We start from the raw sequence: 17803 nt of genomic DNA, 5'->3' as shown, positions 1-17803 counted from the left end.
CTTCAGGAGCACGTTTTCATGTCCACCCCGACCTTCAATCCCCATCTTGTTGCCCGTCAAGCCCTTTCCCTGATGGACCTGACCAGCCTGAATGATGACGATACCGATGCCGTCGTCGAAGCCCTGTGCCAGCGTGCCAAGACGCCACTGGGCAACGTGGCCGCGGTCTGCGTCTACCCCCAGTTCGTGGTGCCGGCACGCCGCGCCCTGACTGCCCATAACCTCAGCGGGCAGGTCAAGATTGCTACCGTGACCAACTTTCCCCATGGCGGTGACGACATCATGGCGGCTGCACGCGCCACACGCGAAGCCGTCGCCTCAGGCGCTGACGAAGTGGACGTGGTCTTTCCCTACCGCGCGCTGTTGGCAGGGGACGACGCGATCGGCCAGGAACTGGTGGAAATGTGCAAGGCGGCCGCCAGTGACCGCACCCTCAAGGTCATCCTCGAGACCGGTGAGCTGAAGGACCCGGCACTGATTCGCCGCGCCAGCGAGCAGGCCATCGCCGGCGGAGCCGACTTCCTCAAGACATCGACGGGCAAGGTCACCGTGAACGCTACGCCTGAAGCTGCCAAGGTCATGCTTGAGGCGATCCGTAGCGCCGACCGCCCGGTAGGCTTCAAGGCCGCTGGCGGTGTGCGCACCGTAGAAGACGCCGCCGTCTACCTGGACCTCGCCGCGGACATCATGGGCCCGGGTTGGGCGACCCCGCAGACCTTCCGCTTCGGCGCATCAGGCCTGCTCGACAACCTGATGATGACCGCCGGGGTTGGCGTCGATGACGGAGGCCAGGCTGGGGGCTACTGATGCTGCTACAAGACATCATCGCGGCCAAGCGAGATGGACAGACCCTGTCGCGGGAGGCGATCCGGCACTTCGTGACGGCGATCGCTGACGACAGCGCCGGCAACGAGCAGATTGGCGCCTTCGCCATGGCGACCTACCTCAACGGCATGTCACTGGACGAAACCGTTGCCCTCACCGAAGCGACCCGTGACTCGGGGAGTCGTCTCGATTACCGCAGCCTGGACCTTCCGGGCCCGGTACTCGACAAGCACTCCACTGGCGGCGTCGGGGATCCCGTGTCGCTGATTCTCGGGCCCTGGCTGGCCGCCTGTGGCGCCCACGTGCCGATGATCTCCGGCCGAGGTCTGGGCCACACCGGCGGCACCCTGGACAAGCTGGAGGCCATTGGCGGCTACAACGTCACGCCTGAGCGAGCGACCTTCGAGCGCCTGCTGAAGGACGTTGGGGTCGTCATCGTCGGCCAGAGTGGAGACCTGGCGCCCGCCGACAAGCGCCTGTATGCCGTGCGCGACGTGACCGCCACCGTCTCTTCGCTGCCGCTGATCGTCGCCTCGATCCTCGGCAAGAAGCTCGCCGAGAACCTTGACGGCCTGGTCATGGACGTCAAGATCGGCAACGGGGCCTTTCTGGAGAGCGATGCACACACCCGGCAACTCGCCAGTACCATCGCGGACGTCGCTCGCCAGGCAGGGACGCCGACCACCGCGCTGCTGACCGACATGAATCAGACCCTCGCCGAGAGCGCAGGCAACGCCATCGAAGTGCACGAATGCCTGGCGATCCTGCGTGGCGAACGTCGCGACTCGCGCCTGCTTCAGCTGACGCGCAGGCTGGCGGTAGAAACCCTGTTGGTGGGCGGCATCGCCAAGGACCGGGAAACGGCCGCGGCACGCTTGGATGCCTGTCTGGCCAACGGTCAGGTGGCTGAGCGCTTCGAGCGCATGGTGGCGGGCCTCGGCGGCCCATCAGACCTGCTCTCGCAGGCGCCAGCGCATCTTGTTGGTGCCCCCGTGGTGCGTGACGTCTTTGCCCAGCAACCGGGCGTGGTCAGCGCCCAGGACGTCAAGGCGATTGGCATGGCCGTCGTTGCGCTGGGGGGTGGCCGTCGCCGAGCAGGCGATGCCATCGACCATCGCGTCGGTATTGACCAGATCGCCGGCATCGGCCAGGCCGTCGATCATCATCGCCCGGTGGCCAGAATCTACGCCGCCAGTGATGATGATGCACAGCGGGTGGCCGCGCAGCTGCGTGACGCCTTCACCGTCGCCGACCAGGCCCCCGCGTTGCCACTGGTCCATGACACCTTGCCCGACCCTTCCCTGGCAGGAGACATCCGATGACACGCGCTATCGTGCTGGTAATGGATTCCTTCGGTATCGGTGCGGCGCCCGACGCCGATCGTTTTGGCGACGCAGGCGCCGACACCCTGGGCCACATCGCCAGGGCTTGCGCCAGAGGCGAGGCCGACGACAGGGGGCGCACTGGCCCGCTCATGCTTCCCCACCTGGCTCGTCTGGGGCTGTTCCATGCGCATCAGGAAGCCACCGGCGAGGTTGCCGAGGAGATCACGTTGGGAGACGTCGATGGTGCCTACGCCCACGCCGCAGAGGTCTCCTCCGGCAAGGACACTCCCTCCGGCCACTGGGAAATTGCGGGAGTACCGGTGCGCTTCGACTGGGGTTACTTTCCCGACCACAGCAACAGCTTCCCCGAGGACTTGCTTGACGCCTTGATCAGCGAGGCCGGCCTTCCCGGTATACTCGGCAACTGTCACGCGTCAGGCACCGAGATCATTGCCCGGCTGGGGGAGCAACACTGCGAGAGCGGCAAACCCATCGTCTACACCTCCGCCGACAGCGTGTTTCAGATTGCCGCCCACGAGCATCACTTTGGCCTGGAGCGCTTGCTTGAGCTGTGTGAAACGGCGAGGCGTCTCCTCGAGCCGTACAACATCGGCCGGGTGATCGCGCGGCCTTTCGTCGGCCAGGATGCAGCCAGTTTCCAGCGCACCGGCAATCGCCGCGACTACAGCGTCGAGCCCCCCTCTCCCACCGTGTTGTCAAAGCTGCACGACAGCGGCGGGGAGGTCGTCGCCATCGGCAAGATCGCCGACATCTACGCCCACTGTGGCATCAGCCGTCTGGTCAAGGCCTCGGGACATGACGCCTTGATGGCCGCCACCCTGGCGGCCATGGATGAGCCCACCAGCGCCGACGATCGACGGCTGATCATGACCAACTTCGTCGACTTCGACATGGTCTATGGCCACCGCCGCGACGTATCCGGCTATGCTGCTGCCCTGGAAGCCTTCGACCGTCAGTTGCCGGAGCTGCTCTCCCGACTGACGGAGGATGACCTGCTGGTGATCACTGCCGACCATGGCTGCGACCCGAGCTGGCATGGCACGGATCACACTCGCGAGTACATCCCGGTGCTGAGCCGCGGCGCGGGCCTGAGGTCGGGTTCGCTGGGTCGTCGTCACAGCTTTGCCGACATTGGTCAAAGCCTGGCCGACCATTTTGGTCTGGCTCCCATGGACGACGGTGACAGCTTTTTGCCAAACCGCTAGCGCCGCGGTCCAGCTGATCCGCGCCGCCAGCTCGACTCCGCACCAGCGGGCGTCATCCCGCTGGCGACGCCGCTTCGACAGTACAAGGAATCCTGATGGCTACTCCCCATATCAAGGCCGAACCCGGTGATTTCGCCGACACCGTATTGATGCCTGGCGACCCGCTGCGCGCACGCTACATCGCCGAGACCTATCTGGAAGACATCCGCCTGGTCAACGATGTGCGCAACATGTACGGCTACACCGGACGCTACCAGGGCCGCGACATCTCTGTCATGGGCCACGGCATGGGCATCCCGTCGGTATCGATCTATGCCAAGGAGCTGATCACCGAGTTCGGTGCCAAACGCCTGATCAGGGTCGGCTCCTGCGGAGCCGTTCGCGATGACGTCAAGGTCAGGGACCTGATCATTGGCCTGGGCGGCAGTACCGACTCCGGCGTCAACCGCTCGCGCTTTCGCGGGCTGGACTTTGCCGCCATTGCGGACTTCGAGCTGACTCGTGCTGCGGTCGACACGGCCGCACGTCACGGGGTACCAGTGAAGGTCGGTAACATCTTTTCAGCGGATCTGTTCTACCACCCCGATCCGGCGCTGATCGACTGCCTGCGTAACTTCGGCATCGTCGGTGTCGAGATGGAAGCCGCCGGTCTTTACGGCGTCGCCGCCGAATTCGGCGCCCGAGCCATGACGATCTGCACCGTTTCCGATCACATCGTCAATGGTGACAGCCTGTCCAGCGACGAGCGGGCCACCAGCTTCGATGACATGATGCGCATTGCCCTGGACGCCGTGCTCGAGGACGATCGCCGCCACGCCCCTCAGGAGACACACTCATGACGGATCACGCCCCAGAAGCCGCCGTCCCCACCGACATTGTCGCGGCACTTATCGAAGTGCGGGGACGCGCCTACGTCCCGTATTCCGACCATCCGGTGGGTGCCCTGCTGATCACTCAAGCCGGCAACCGCTATGTCGGCGCCAACGTCGAAGTGGCCCACTACAAGGGACTCTGCGCCGAAGCATCCGCTATTGCCGCCATGATTTCCGCAGGCGAAACGCGACTGCAAGAGGTCTATGTCATTGGACCTGGGTCACACCTGTGTACGCCCTGCGGCGACTGCCGCCAGCGGCTGCGGGAATTTGCTTCTCCCCAGACTGTCATTCGCGTGGTGGATGCCGATGGTCAGCTGCTCAAGCGCTATACCATGGATGAGCTGCTGCCCGACTCCTTCGGCCCGGAAAATCTCGGCAAGGGCTCCGCTTACGGGAGCTGACAACCGCCGCCATTGGGCTCTGCATCAGCCACTCGAACGGATATCCAGACCAAAAAAAGGGCCACTCCAGGTGGCCCCAATCACTAGCTTGCTGAAAGTCACGTCAGGCTTGATGCAGTAGCTTCACCTCTCTTGCACTTCACGTCTCTTGAACTTCACCTGTCTTGAGCTTCATCTCTCCTGCAATGCAGTTTTCTGCCCAATCCGGTAACACCATCGTAGTTTCCAGGGGCGCACTGGGCGGTCGACCTGCACGCCACCCACGCTACGCCTGAGCCACACCTACACCACACCTAAACCACACCTAAACCACACCTAAATTACGCCACCTTCTCCTTGCCGAAGCGCTTTTTCAGATACGCCACGATGTCCATGGACTCGTAAAGCCAGGTTTCGCTGCCATCATCACCGGTGATCAGCAGGCACGGCACCTGAACCTTGCCGCCGCCTTCCTTCAGCGCCTTGCGATGAGCGGGATCCGCCCCCGCATCTCGGATATCAACCTGGACGCCAAGCTTGTCGAGTTCACGCCGTACAAAGGCGCAAAACGGGCAATGGGCAAAGTGGTAGAGCGCGAGATCCTTGGCAATCGTCATGTCTTATCCCTCTGGTGGTGCGCTAGGCACACTGTTATCACCGGACGACCTCCCCGTGTGGCGACGTCTCGTCAACCGGTCAGGAAGCCATCAGTATCAAGTGGTGCAGGCGACGCCGCGTCCCTGTTGCTGGACCTTGCCGCCGCCCGACTTGTTACCTTAGTGTCACCGACTGACGCATCCTGACAGCCACTTTACGCCCCTGGATGGGGATGCACGCCCCGGCACACTGGGAAACCCAGCGAGTCGTCGGCGCAGGCATTCATGCAGTGCTTCCCAAGAAGTGAACACAGCCATGTCGAGTGCAACACACCAAAAAGGGGCGAGGGCTATTGCCCTTCGCCCCCCTTGTCGTCTAGCCCAGGTCTTACGCGGGGTCCGGCGACGCTCCCGTGGCACTGGTCTGATGCTGCGGATCGGCCACTCCGGCTTGGCCCGGACGTCGACCGCTGGCATCACTCTGGGTGCCTGAGGTAGCGCCTTGATAGTCCGCCTCGCCCTCTCGGGTAGAACCATCCAGACGACCGCCCCCGCGACCTTCCATGCTGACGCTGATGCGTGGCGCACCAAGCTCGATGCCTACCTGCTCCATGCGACGCTTCAGCAGCATGTTGAAAGCACGCGCCACATCCCACTGCATCTCCGGGGAGGTCCGAAAACGCATCCGCAGGATCGCACAGCCATCCTCAAAGCGGTCGATACCCTGCATTTCCAGAGGTGACCAGATGTGGTGACGCATGATCGGATCCTGACGCAGGTCCCGCGCCGTTTCCTGCATCATGGTAGTGGCATCGTCGATCTTCATGTCGAAGGGAATGCGGATCTTCATCAACGCCACGCCAAACTGGCGTGACATGTTATGGATCGACTCGATCTTCGAGAAGGTGAGGATATGAACAATACCGTCTAGATCGCGCAGACGAACGGTGCGCAGGGTCAGCCCCTCCACCGTGCCCATATGACCATTGATGCGAACAAAGTCGTCTACCGCCAGGGAGTCCTCCACCAGAATGAAGATGCCGGTAATCAGATCCTGGACCAGGGTCTGGGCACCAAAACCCAGCGCCAGGCCGATGACCCCGGCACCCGCCAGCAGCGGTGTGACGTTGACCCCCAGGTTGGCCAGTCCAACGATGGAGGCAATTACCACGATCGTCGCGAAGACGACATTGCGAATCATCGGCGTAATGGTCTGAGCCCTCGCCTGGTTGACCCGACGTCCTCGCGACCGTGCCGATGACATCAGCGACCGCTGAATCGCAGTATCGGCGAATATCCACGCCAGCCAGGCCAGCAATACGGTGAAGGCAATCGCCAGGATGGCCTGACCGATGCGCACGCTGGCCACCCCCTCGCGACCGATGCCCACCAGGGAGCCGCCCCAGACCTGCAGCGACAGCTCGGCAAACACCAGCCAGGCCAACACGTGTCCCAGGGTATAGGCAAAACGTTCCAGCCGGCGCCGGTACTCACTGTGGTGGCGGTGGCGTCCGCGGGAGTGGTCGTGTCGTTCGTTCTGCCGTCGCAGCAGCGCCGTCACCACCAGCGTCAGTACCAGCAAGGCGGCGTTGATGATCGATCGCGCCAGCGCCGTTCCCACGTCTCCCACGGTCACGAAAATCGCTACCAGCGACGCGCCGACAAGCAGCAAGGCCGGGATATGCCACAGTCGACCGATGACCCGCGTCACCTCGGTGTGGCTGTTGCAGTCCTTGCGAATGCTGTAACTGCGGTTGCGAATAAGGTGCTTGATCGGGCGCTTGAAACGCACGATGAAGCGGAAGGTCAATGCGGTGGCCAGAATGTTGGCCAGCACCGAGGCCAACGATGCCAGATCGAAGCCCAGCAACTCCACCAGGCGTTCAGACTTGAAGGCATCACCCAGGGCGATCAGGGCGCCAATCACAAACAGCGGACGCAGCGCGTGCTGCTGCAGCAGGCGCACCGCAGGATAGCGATGGCCGCTGGTAAACACCGACACCACAATTTCTACCACCACCGATAGAATGCGCCCACACAGGGCCGCATAGGCCACCACCGATACGCCCGTGGCTGCCGCACTTTCCGGGACGAGCTGCAGCACCCCCAGAATCGACAGGAACCCCAGCGCCCAGGGCAACATGCGTCGCAGAAAGTGCGCTGCCAGCAGCCACGCCTTGGGGTCTCGTGGGAGGTCCATGGGCCACCCGCGACGACGACCGACCAACCGACCCAACGCCACCAGGATGATGACGATGCCCCCCCAGGTGGCCATCAACACACTGAACTCGACCGCAAAGCGCGCCAGGTCACTGTGCTCGGTGCCACTGACCAGGCCGTCGATATCCTGCCAGCCCTCGAAGAACTTGGCGCGCCACTGGACCATGGGCGACCTGGCGCTTTCGGCCTCTTCCCCCAGCTCATTGAAGGTATCGGCCAGCGCTCCCAACAGCCCCTGCGAGTTGCCCTGCGCCTCTACCTCTGCCTGACCTGCCTGCCGCAAGGAGCGCAGGCTGTCGACCAGCTGCTGGCGGCTCTGATCGCTCTCCAGCGTCTGGATCAAGGTATCGAGAGAGCGCTGCAGCTCCTCGGGAGAGGCTTCCTGGGCGGCACCACCATTACCGCTATTGCCGGCCAAGGCCGTCAGTCCGACACCTTGCGCCGACGCCTGAATAGGCACAAAACAGAGTAATAGAAGCGCGAGGAAGCTAACCCCTTGAAACACGTACCACCTCTTTTGCCTGAACCGAACCATTCGTGCTCCTCGCCACGTACGAATCGATGCCTTCGCGGATGAACCTTGACCGCCTGTGGTAGTCTGCGAAGAAATGCACCGTTGATGCCTCAATAGGATGCCGACATGAAAGCCCAAGCGCCACCCGAGCCCACCACCTCGGACGGAGCAACCCGCAAGGTGGGGGTCGAAATCGAATTCGCTGGCCTGGACGCCATGGCCACGACGAAGCTGGTCCAGTCGCTGTTCGAAGGACGCATCGACGTCCAGAGTGCACATCGCATGAAGGTCTGCGACACCCGCTGGGGCGACTTCAAGATCGAGCTTGATTCACACTACGTGCATCCTGACGCCGCCCAGGAGTCCGCCCAGCAGGATGACTGGGAGCGCATGCGCCGTGATATCGATCGCCGGTCGCGGGAGCTGCTGGGCGATATGGTGACCGGTGTGGTGCCGACGGAAATCGTCTGCCCCCCGGTGCCATGGGACGAGCTGGACACCCTCGACGCCCTGTTCGACGCCCTGCGTCAACATGGCGCAAAGGGCACCGAGGCCAGCTTGCTCTACGGCTTCGGACTGCACCTCAACCCTGAACTGCCGAGTCTCGAGGCGGCAGATATCCTGCGCTATCTGCGTGCCTATCTGCTCTCGGCCAACTGGCTCAGGGAACAGATTCGGGTCGACATCACCCGCGAGGTGCTGCCCCACGCCAATCCCTTTCACAAGCGCTACTGCCTCAAACTGTTCGACCCGGACTACGCTCCCGACATCGACACCTTGATCGATGACTACCTGGCCGACAACCCGACCCGCAATCGTGATCTGGACATGCTGCCGCTGTTTGCGCACCTGCGGCCAGAACACCCCCACGAGCTGTTTCGCAAGGAGCTCGTCCAGCCGCGCCCGACCTTTCACTACCGCCTGCCCAACGCACAACTCTCCGAGCCAGACTGGGGAGCCGTCACCGAGTGGAATCGATGGCTGGAAGTCGAGCGTCTCGCCTGCGCACCGGACACCTTGAGTGAGCGTATGGCGGAGTACCGGGCCCGTCACCTCGACCGCTCGTTATGGCAAAAGGTAAAGAACACGCTGACAGGAGATGCCAAGGATGGCTGAGCGTCCACTGATCGGCATATCCACCTCCGACCACAAGAGCCTGCTGGCCTGGTGGTTCGACTGGTTCGCGGTCTGGCGGCATGGCGGCCGGCCACTGCGACTGTCTCCGTCACGGCCCAGGCCAGAGCATCTGGATGGGCTGATCGTGGGCGGTGGTGATGACATCCAGGCACATCTCTACGGAGGAGAGATGCAGCTCGACGTGCGCGTCGATCCCCAGCGAGACGAGCTCGAACTGGAACTGCTGGCCCGGGAAATTCCGCGGAACACGCCAGTACTGGGCATCTGCCGTGGCTCCCAGTTGATCAACGTTCACCTCGGCGGGACCCTGGACAGCGATATCTACACCACCCACGAAGGGTTGAAGCGCCGTCGCACCGTGCTGCCGCGCAAGACCGTGGACATCGTCGAGGGCAGTCGCCTGCACCAATTGCTGAGGGTCAGCTGGTGCCGCATCAACAGCCTTCATCACCAGGCCGTCGAGCAGGCAGGGCGCGGCATCGACATCGTCGCCAGGGACCGGGATGGCCTGGTCCAGGGAATCGAATCGCGGGACCATGACTTCCTGCTTGGGGTGCAATGGCACCCGGAGTTTCTGGTGTTCAACCGCCCCCAGCAGCGGCTGATCAAGGCCTTGGTGAAAGCCTCATGCAAGCCTCATTGCGAACGTCGCCCGCCCGCCAAGGCCAGTCGGAATGCCGGTCAACGCGCGGCAGCGGCCGAACATCCGCTGTAGTCACTCATGGCGTCTGGCCATGGCCTGCGTCATGAACGTCACACTAGAGGCAACGCCAGTGCACAAAAAAGCCTGCCAGCGGCAGGCTTTTACTGATGCGGCAAGCTCTATCCAGCTAGCCGGCAGGGAGCGTCATCGCCCAGGCGATGACGCTCCCTGACGATCACACCAGTTTGGCATCGAGGCTGATCTCGGCGTTCAGCAGCTTCGAGATCGGGCAGCCCGCCTTGGCTTTCTCGGCGGCCTCATTGAACACGCTTTCCTCGGCACCAGGAATGCTGGCACGCACGGTCAGATGCACCTTGGTCACTGCAAAACCGCCGTCCACTTCTTCCAGGGTGACATCAGCGTTGGTGTCAATGCTGTCAGCTTCCAGGCTGGACCCCTCCAGAATCATCGACAGGGCCATGGAGTAGCAGCTGGCATGGGCGGCACCGATCAATTCCTCTGGATTGGTACCGGCCTGACCTTCAAAACGCTGCTTGAAGTCATAAGGCACGTCGTTGAGCGCATCGCTGTTGGTCGATACTACGCCCTTGCCTTGCTTGAGATTGCCTTTCCACTGCGCTGATGCGGTATTGGTAATGCTCATATCGACTCCTTTCCATTGACAGACTGAGACTTCGATCGAGTTCGACGATCACCTCTGCGCCTTTCCCTTTGGCGCACGCTGAACACCCCTTGGCAACAATGTGAACCAGCGGCGGCGTCAGCGGGCAGTCTTCGTGGCACGCCACCAAGACTGATGTCACCACAGTGCATCTTCCATCAAGCAGTGTCCAGCCTTGTGCCCCCTGTTGCGTTGGCGACGGCGGACTCGGCTACGATAGTCCTGTTGAGTGTCCACGAAAGCCACAAGGAGTCCGCTTTCTCATGAGTCTCGCTACCGTTTCCCTCGGCCCCCATGATGCCGACACCCTCCCCGCGATTGGCCAAGGAACCTGGTTCATGGGTGAAGGGCGCGCACCGCGATCACGTGAAATCGCCGCCCTGCAGCGAGGGCTCGAACGCGGTCTGAGACTGATCGACACCGCCGAGATGTATGCCGACGGTGAGGCCGAAAGCGTCGTGGGCGAGGCCCTGGCAGGGCGGCGCGACCAGGCCTATGTGGTGTCCAAGGTGTATCCATGGAATGCCAGCAGCAGCGGCGCCATCGCTGCCTGCGAAGCAAGCCTCAAGCGTTTGAACACAGACTACCTGGACCTGTACCTGCTGCACTGGCCCGGCAACGTTCCACTGGAAGAGACCCTGGAGGCCTTCGAGCGCCTGACAAACGCCGGCAAGATCCGCCACTTTGGCGTCTCGAACTTTGATGTGGAGGACATGCAGGCGCTGTCGAGCGTCCCCGGTAGCAGCCATTGCGCGGTCAATCAGGTGCTCTACCACCTGGCTTCCCGCGGCATCGAGGTGGCCTTGCGGCCATGGCAGCGACAGCATCGCATCCCGCTGATGGCCTACTGTCCTCTGGCGCAGGCCGGTGGCGTCGGGCCAGATCCACTGCGGGACCCCGAGCTCCAGGCCCTGGCGGCAGAGCATCAACTGAGTCCCGCTCAGTTGCTGCTGGCCTGGGCCATTCGCCCCATCGACGGCAGTCGCGACGTCATCGCCATTCCCAAGGCCGCCACTCCTGACCACGTCGATGACAATGCGAAGGCACTGGAGGTAACGCTGGATGAGGCGACGCTTGCGCGCCTGGACGAGCTGTATCCGGCGCCGAGCACACGCGTACCCCTGGATATCGTCTAGGAAAGCACTGCATAAATGGCTGCGCTCGACATTTCGGCTTGCTGGCGGTACTCAAGATCCTCATTTACCCACACGTAAACTCCGGTCTCTCCGTTCCGGCAGTAGCCGACCTGCCATCGCTCGCTACATTTACTCAGCACTTTCCTAATGTATATGGCTCAGCAGAAGCGCTGGCGCAGCTCCTCAAGCTGACGCGCCAGCGCCGCGCTGCCGACCTCCCTGAGCTTTTCGATATTGCGCTCAGGAATCGCCTCGGGGTCGGGATAGTGGGCCAGCGCCCGCTCCAGCCCCTCTTCTCGCAGCAGGTGCCACACCGGCCACGGCGAGCGATTGGTGAAGTTGGCCGGGTCATCGTCCTCGACCCCGTCAAACACGTAGTCCGGGTGAAAGCTCGCCAGCTGGAAGACCCCTTCGTAGCCCTGATCGACCAGCAGCGCCTCGGCCATGGCCAGGGCGTCCAGGTAGTCATCGAAGTCGGCAAGCCCGTGGCTGAACACCAGCAGGCTGGTCTCCACCTCTGGCGCCACCTCCAGCTGGTGGCAGGCGTCCATCAGGGCCATCAGCGCCGGCTCGAGGGCGCGCCCGTCCACCTCGACATAGCGAATGGTGTCCCGCGCGAGCTCGCGACCGGCGAACGGGCAGACGTTCAGTCGGACCACGAATTCCTCGACCCAGGTCGCGGTAGCGGCAAGGCTTGGTGACAGAGCAGTGTCGGACATGGGCGGTTCTCGCAGGTTCAGTAGCAAGGCCGGTTCAGCGCCTTGACGCTAGCCTGTCGGCTAGCCGGGTCGGCTCAGGAAGCTTGTAGCGGCCAAGGCAGGCCACCGCCCAGGCAGCGGCGGTATCTACCGTCAGCCGATGCCCAGGGGATACGAACACCGGCTTGACGCCGGCGCGAGAGCGTAGCACGACACCGATGCGCTCGTCCCCGTCAAGCAGGTCACAGGACTCACCTCGAGCCTCGGGCACATCACCATGACGTCCTGTCAGGCGCTTCTTCGCCACCCCCAGTGTCGGCAGGTCCAGCCACAGACCGAGGTGAGCGGCAACGCCCAAGCGCCTCGGATGGGCGATACCGTGTCCATCCACCATCACCAGGTCGACACGATGCTGTACCTTGTCGAAGGCCGCCAGCGCTGCCGGAATCTCGCGGAAGGACAATAGCCCCGGAATGTAAGGCATGCGCGTCGGCTCCCTGGCGACGACCTGCTCGACCACCTCAAGCGATGGCCAGGCCAGCACGACCACCGCGGCGCGGGTCGTCGTTTGCCCCTCTTCGAAGCCAATGTCGACGCCGGCAATATGCTCGACGTCAGCGATCCGGTCCTCATGCTCGAGCCGCTGGGCCAACGAACGTTGCAGCGCGATGGCTTCCCTCGGTGCCAGTGCCCAGTCGTGCAGCGCCGGGCGGGGCGCGCAATGCAGCTTGGTCATAGCGCCTCCTTGTCGATGACCATGGGTGGCTGATGTCGCCACCTGCTCGCGGTAGACTATGCCTCCGCCACGGGCAACGACAAGCCGCGGGACTGGTCGGCCCAACGATCCATCAGGGAGGACGGATGCGCATCATCCACACTGCGGACTGGCATCTAGGCCAGAGCTTCCACGGCCAGGAGCGCCACGAAGAACACAAGGCCTTCCTCGACTGGCTGATTCAGGTCGCCGAGGATCACGCTGCCGATGCCCTGCTGGTGGCCGGCGATGTCTTCGATGTCGTCAACCCCTCATTGCGTGCCCAGGAGATGCTGTACGACTTCATCGTCGAACTTCATCAGCGTTGCCCAGCGCTCACCCTGGTGCTGATCGCCGGCAATCATGACAGCGGTAGCCGTATCGAGCTGCCAGCGCCGTTGATGCGCCACCTGCGGACCTACGCGCTGGGACGGGTCGAGTTCATCGACGACGGCCACATTGATAGCGAGCGCTTGCTGGTGCCGTTGACCGATGCCCGTGGCGAGGTGGGCGCCTGGTGCCTCGCCCTGCCCTTCCTCAGGCCGGCGGAAATCACCGGTCGCCGACGCACCAGCGACCACCACAGCGATCGCCACGATGACTACGTCAGCAGCGTCGAGCGGGTTCACCGTGAGCTGATCGAGGCGGCCCGCCGCAAGCGCACCGACGGTCAGGCGCTGATCGCCATGAGTCACGCCCACCTGCGCGGCGCCGCCGTCTCGGAGGCTAGCGAGAGGCCTATCGTGATCGGCGGAGAGGAGTCCTTGTCTGCATCGCTGTTTCCCGATGATATCGACTACGTTGCTCTCGGCCATCTTCACCGCGCCCAGCGTGTGAGCGAGGAGCGCATACGCTACAGCGGCAGCCCGCTGCCACTGGACTTCAGTGAGGTCGACTACCCCCACCAGGTGCTCTTGCTGAGCCTGGACAACGGCACGCTTGCCAAGGTCGAGCCCCTGGCCGTGCCACGCGCCGTGACCATGCGACGGCTTGGACCGGCGCCCCTGGATGAGCTGTTGCAGACCATCGACGATCTGCCCGAGCGCCAAGGGTCCGGTCCCACCGAGCGCTGGGACTGGCTGGAGATCACTGTGCGTCTCGAGGCGCCGATGCCGGAGCTACGCTCGCGCGTCGAGCAGGCACTGGCGACCAAGGCCGTGCGCCTGCTGCGTCTCAAGCGCGAGCTGCCCAGCAGCGCCGAGCAAGCCCCCCAACGCGGCGAGCGACTGGAGGACATCGGGCCACGGGAGCTGTTCACGCGCACCTGGCGCGAGGCCTGGGGAGAAGAGCCGGAGCAGGACGTCCTGGCGGACTTCGACGGACTATGTCAGCAGGTTCAGGATGACGATGCGTCCGAAAGCGCCAGCCGCCAAGGAGCATCAACGTGAAGATTCTTGCCCTGCGACTCGCCCAGCTGGCCTCACTGCCGGGCCCGCTAGAGCTGGATTTCAGCCAGCCCCCGCTGGCCGAGGCCGGCCTGTTCGCCATCACCGGCCCGACCGGCTCCGGCAAGAGCACCCTGCTGGATGCACTGTGCCTGGCCTTGTTCGGCAATACGCCACGCCTGCGCGGTGCGCCGAGCCGAGACTCCCACCTGGATGACCAGGACGGCTCACGCATTCTGACCTCGGACCCTCGCAGCCTGCTGCGCCGCGGTGCCGCCAGCGGCTACGCCGAAGTCGATTTCATTGGCCGCGACGGTCGCCGCTACCGGGCTCGCTGGGCCGTCCGCCGCGCCCGGGACAAGGCCACCGGCAAGCTCCAGGCCGTCGAGCAGTCGCTGCAGGACCTGGAGGACGAGCGTCTTTTGACCGCCCAGAAGCGCGAGTTTGCAGAGTTGCTGCCAGACCGGCTCGGGCTGAACTTTGATCAGTTCACTCGTGCGGTGCTGCTGGCCCAGAGCGAGTTTGCGGCCTTCCTCAAGGCCGATGACAACGCCCGCTCGGACCTGCTGGAAAAGCTGACCGACACCGCTGAATACTCGCTGATCTCGATGGCGGCCTACCAGCGTGCCAAGGAAGCGCGGGACGCCGTGGCGCGGCAGCAAGCGCTGCTGGATGAGGACACTCCCAGCGACAGCGATCAGCGCCAGGCCATGGAGGCCGAGTTGAGCTCGGCCGAAGCCGCGCTCGCCGAGCAGCTGCAGGCACTGCGCCAGCTCGAGCAGGAAGCCAGCTGGTTGACCGAAGACGTCCAGTATCGAGAACGCCACGCTGAAGCCCGCCAGGCCCTGGACCAGGCAGAGCAGTCCTGGGCTGAGCTGGATGCACAGCGCCGCGAGCTTGAGTGGCTCGAGCGTCTGGCCCCGCAGCGCAGCCAGTTCCAGCGTCAACACCAGCTGGCTCGGCAGCTGCCCGATGCCCGCCACACCCTCGAACAGCTCGAGCACAGCCTGGCGACCACCCTCGACGATCAGCAGCAGCACGAACAACAGCAGACGGCCGCCCAGACTTCGCTGTCCACTGCCGAACGGGAGCGCGACGCAGCGCGTCCTCGCATCCAGCAGGCGCACCAGATTGCCAGCGAACTTCACGGCCACCAGCGAGAGCATGAGGCCCTCGAGCAGGAGCTGAGGCGTCGTCGTCAACAGCACGCCGAGCTTCGTCAGCAACGTGAGGCAGCCGACAGCGCGCTGCAGCAGCAGCGCCAGCAACGGGACAGCGCCACCGAAACCCTGGCGCACTACCTGGGCCCCGACCAACGGGTGGCCGACGCCAGAACCGAGGCCCAGCAGAGCCTTGAGGATGCGGGGCAACGCCTGCTGGATCTCGGAGAGCTGCGCCAACGCTGGCAAAGGGCCAAGCAACTCGATGATCAGCAGCGCCAAGTGACTGCCGAACATGAGCAGGCCAGACGACAGCGCGACCAATTGCTGGAAGAGGGCAAGGCCGCACGGCAAGACCTGGATGCCGCCACCCAGGCTCACGAGTCGCTCAGCCGCAGCATCGAAAGGCTGCGTGCCGTACGCAGCGACAGAGTGGATGCACTGCGCGCCACCCTGGCGCCGGATCATCCCTGCCCGGTCTGTGGCAGTCTTCAACATCCATGGCGTGACTCCCCCCCGGCCAGTGCCGAGGGCGCCCAGCTCGAAGCCACCATCGCCGAGGAGAATCGCCAGCTGGCGGCATCGGAAGAGCAGCTGAGCGACTGTCGCCAGCGACGCGATACGCTGCTCGGAAGCTACCGGACCCTCGACGAGCGGGTGTCACAACTGGAGACCCAACTGGCGGAGCTGGCCCCGCATGGCGACCAGGCATCGACCCAGCTTGAGGCCCACCCGCTGTTCGACGCGAGCCTGCACGCACTGCAGCACTCCGCCAAGGACGTGGAGGACTGGCTGACGCAGCAAACCCAGCGCCAGCAGCAGCGTCATCAAGCAGCCAAGACACGTCTTGCGGCTGTTGAACAGGCCGAGCGCACGCTGGCCCCCCTGGCGGAGACCATCGCCAGAACAGAAACCGACCTCAGGACAGTGGCAGCGCGGATGGCCGACGTTGCCGAAGAGATCCAGCGACTCGATGAACGTCGCCCAACACTCAGTCAGGCGGTTGAGCGCCATCAGGCGGAGCTGTCGACCCTATTGGGCGATGACACCAGCGTCGACGCCTGGCAGCAACGCCTCGAGGCACACGTCCAGCGAAGCCGCGAACACTACGAGCAGGCTCGCCAGGCGGTGGAGGAGCGGCAACGCAAGGTCATCAGCCTCAATCAGCAGCTCACCCATCAGCGCCACACCCTTCGCCAGATCGAGGATGACAAGGCGGCACTGGATCAGCACCTCGCCAGCTGGCGTAGCCAGCAGCCGGAGCTGAACGACGAGCGGCTGGCGCAACTCCTCGAGCGCAGCGACGCCGACATCGAAGGGCTGCGCCGCCGGATCGACAGCGCGCGCGATGCGCTGCAGACCGCCCGCACCAGCCTTGAGGAGCGACGCCGAGCTTGGCGCGGCTGGCGCCAGCGTCATCTGCCTGACCAGGATCCGGACACCCTGCTCGACACCGACACCGAGCACCGCCTGGCGCAACGCCGCGAGGATCTGGCGTCCCGTCAACACGAATGCCAGCCGCGAGTCGCCAACGCCCAGCAGACCCGGGACGCCGCCCTGCACCGCCTGCATGACGATGATCGCCGCCGCCAGCGTCAGCGCGATGGACTGGAAGCGCTCGAGGCCGCCCGCACCGAACTCCACCGCTGGGGCCGGATCAGCGAGCTGATCGGCGCCGCCGACGGCAAGACCTTTCGCCGCATCGCCCAGGCCTGGAACCTGGAGCGTCTGATCGACGAGGCCAACGCACACCTGGCCGGCCTCAGCCGTCGCTACCGACTGGTGCGAGGAGGCAGCCCGCTGGGGCTGCTGGTCATCGATCGCGACGTGGCGGACGAGCGACGCTCGGTGCACTCGCTGTCCGGTGGGGAAACCTTCCTGGTCTCGCTGGCCATGGCTCTTGGGCTGGCTTCCCTGGCCTCGGGGGAGCTTGCCATCGAGTCACTGTTCATCGATGAAGGCTTCGGCAGCCTCGACCCACAGTCCCTGGCCCTGGCCATGGACGCCCTCGATGGGCTGCAGGCTCAGGGCCGTCGAGTGGGTGTCATCTCCCACGTCCAGGAGATGCATGAACGCATTCCCGTGCAGATCCAGGTGATGCCTGGCGGCAATGGGGAAAGTCGCGTTGTGCTCACTGACTAGCTCCCTATGCTGCCGGGAGCCGAGACATCCACCACGACAGGAAGGCGTCCGCATGCTGGGGCCAGCACACCGCCCATGATACATTGGCGCCTTCACCACACCCGC

The 17803-nt window shown here is 64.1% G+C and carries 15 protein-coding genes; 10 read left to right on the top strand and 5 right to left on the bottom strand.

The features are described 5' to 3' along the window. Positions 1–18: 18 nt before the first annotated feature. The 5 genes from deoC to cdd all read left to right on the top strand — a co-directional run bounded on the left by deoC (position 19) and on the right by cdd (position 4652). Positions 19–807 carry a deoxyribose-phosphate aldolase gene (gene deoC, locus KUV41_RS08565; RefSeq protein WP_206942846.1) on the top strand — a complete coding sequence of 263 codons (789 nt, stop codon included), beginning with the start codon at positions 19–21 and terminating at the stop codon, positions 805–807. Continuing rightward, entirely contained in the window at positions 807–2147 is a 1341-nt protein-coding gene (deoA, locus tag KUV41_RS08560; RefSeq protein ID WP_222485576.1) for a thymidine phosphorylase, read from the top strand. The genes deoC and deoA overlap by 1 nt, the downstream gene beginning before the upstream one ends. Further along, positions 2144–3376, top strand: coding sequence for a phosphopentomutase (locus tag KUV41_RS08555; protein ID WP_222485574.1), 1233 nt, complete (start codon positions 2144–2146; stop codon positions 3374–3376). The genes deoA and KUV41_RS08555 overlap by 4 nt, the downstream gene beginning before the upstream one ends. 95 nt (positions 3377–3471) lie before the next feature. Next, positions 3472–4215: a purine-nucleoside phosphorylase gene (deoD, locus tag KUV41_RS08550; protein ID WP_206942852.1), complete on the top strand. Its 744-nt coding sequence runs from the start codon at positions 3472–3474 to the stop codon at positions 4213–4215. Beyond that, the gene (gene cdd / locus KUV41_RS08545) at positions 4212–4652 is read left to right on the top strand and encodes a cytidine deaminase (protein ID WP_222483753.1); all 441 of its coding nucleotides are present in this window, start codon (positions 4212–4214) and stop codon (positions 4650–4652) included. The genes deoD and cdd overlap by 4 nt, the downstream gene beginning before the upstream one ends. A 320-nt stretch (positions 4653–4972) precedes the next feature. Here cdd and KUV41_RS08540 read toward each other — a convergent pair whose 3' ends face one another. Both KUV41_RS08540 and KUV41_RS08535 read right to left on the bottom strand, forming a co-directional pair. Further along, entirely contained in the window at positions 4973–5248 is a 276-nt protein-coding gene (locus KUV41_RS08540) for a glutaredoxin family protein (protein WP_222161975.1), read from the bottom strand. A gap of 367 nt (positions 5249–5615) precedes the next feature. After that, positions 5616–7982, bottom strand: coding sequence for a mechanosensitive ion channel family protein (locus KUV41_RS08535; RefSeq protein WP_206942858.1), 2367 nt, complete (start codon positions 7980–7982; stop codon positions 5616–5618). Between the two features lie 105 nt (positions 7983–8087). Here KUV41_RS08535 and KUV41_RS08530 point away from each other — a divergent pair, with 105 nt between their 5' ends. Continuing rightward, complete coding sequence (locus tag KUV41_RS08530) at positions 8088–9077, top strand: amidoligase family protein (protein ID WP_206942860.1); 990 nt, start codon at positions 8088–8090, stop codon at positions 9075–9077. Further along, positions 9070–9813: a gamma-glutamyl-gamma-aminobutyrate hydrolase family protein gene (locus KUV41_RS08525; RefSeq protein WP_206942862.1), complete on the top strand. Its 744-nt coding sequence runs from the start codon at positions 9070–9072 to the stop codon at positions 9811–9813. The genes KUV41_RS08530 and KUV41_RS08525 overlap by 8 nt, the downstream gene beginning before the upstream one ends. A gap of 163 nt (positions 9814–9976) precedes the next feature. Here KUV41_RS08525 and KUV41_RS08520 read toward each other — a convergent pair whose 3' ends face one another. Next, on the bottom strand, positions 9977–10405 hold the full coding sequence (locus tag KUV41_RS08520; protein WP_222161973.1) for an OsmC family protein: 429 nt from the start codon (positions 10403–10405) through the stop codon (positions 9977–9979). 281 nt (positions 10406–10686) lie between these two features. Between KUV41_RS08520 and KUV41_RS08515 the strand changes: the two genes are divergently transcribed. Continuing rightward, on the top strand, positions 10687–11559 hold the full coding sequence (locus tag KUV41_RS08515) for an aldo/keto reductase (protein WP_222485572.1): 873 nt from the start codon (positions 10687–10689) through the stop codon (positions 11557–11559). 158 nt (positions 11560–11717) lie between these two features. Here the strand turns inward: KUV41_RS08515 and KUV41_RS08510 are convergent, their stop codons facing one another. Together KUV41_RS08510 and nfi are read right to left on the bottom strand one after the other, a co-directional pair. After that, positions 11718–12278, bottom strand: a complete 561-nt coding sequence (locus tag KUV41_RS08510) for a DUF1415 domain-containing protein (protein ID WP_222485570.1) — start codon at positions 12276–12278, stop codon at positions 11718–11720. Positions 12279–12312: 34 nt separating this feature from the next. Beyond that, positions 12313–12993, bottom strand: a complete 681-nt coding sequence (nfi, locus tag KUV41_RS08505; protein WP_222485568.1) for a deoxyribonuclease V — start codon at positions 12991–12993, stop codon at positions 12313–12315. 125 nt (positions 12994–13118) lie between these two features. Between nfi and KUV41_RS08500 the strand changes: the two genes are divergently transcribed. Beyond that, positions 13119–14399: an exonuclease SbcCD subunit D C-terminal domain-containing protein gene (locus tag KUV41_RS08500; RefSeq protein ID WP_222485566.1), complete on the top strand. Its 1281-nt coding sequence runs from the start codon at positions 13119–13121 to the stop codon at positions 14397–14399. Beyond that, entirely contained in the window at positions 14396–17698 is a 3303-nt protein-coding gene (locus tag KUV41_RS08495; RefSeq protein ID WP_222485564.1) for an AAA family ATPase, read from the top strand. Before KUV41_RS08500 ends, KUV41_RS08495 begins: the two co-directional genes overlap by 4 nt. Positions 17699–17803: the final 105 nt, after the last annotated feature.

The organism is Halomonas sp. DP8Y7-1, assembly GCF_019801685.1.
GTDB lineage: Bacteria > Pseudomonadota > Gammaproteobacteria > Pseudomonadales > Halomonadaceae > Halomonas > Halomonas litopenaei_A.
Note: the sequence above shows the minus strand (reverse complement) of the source record. Positions and strands in the feature narration are given on the sequence as shown.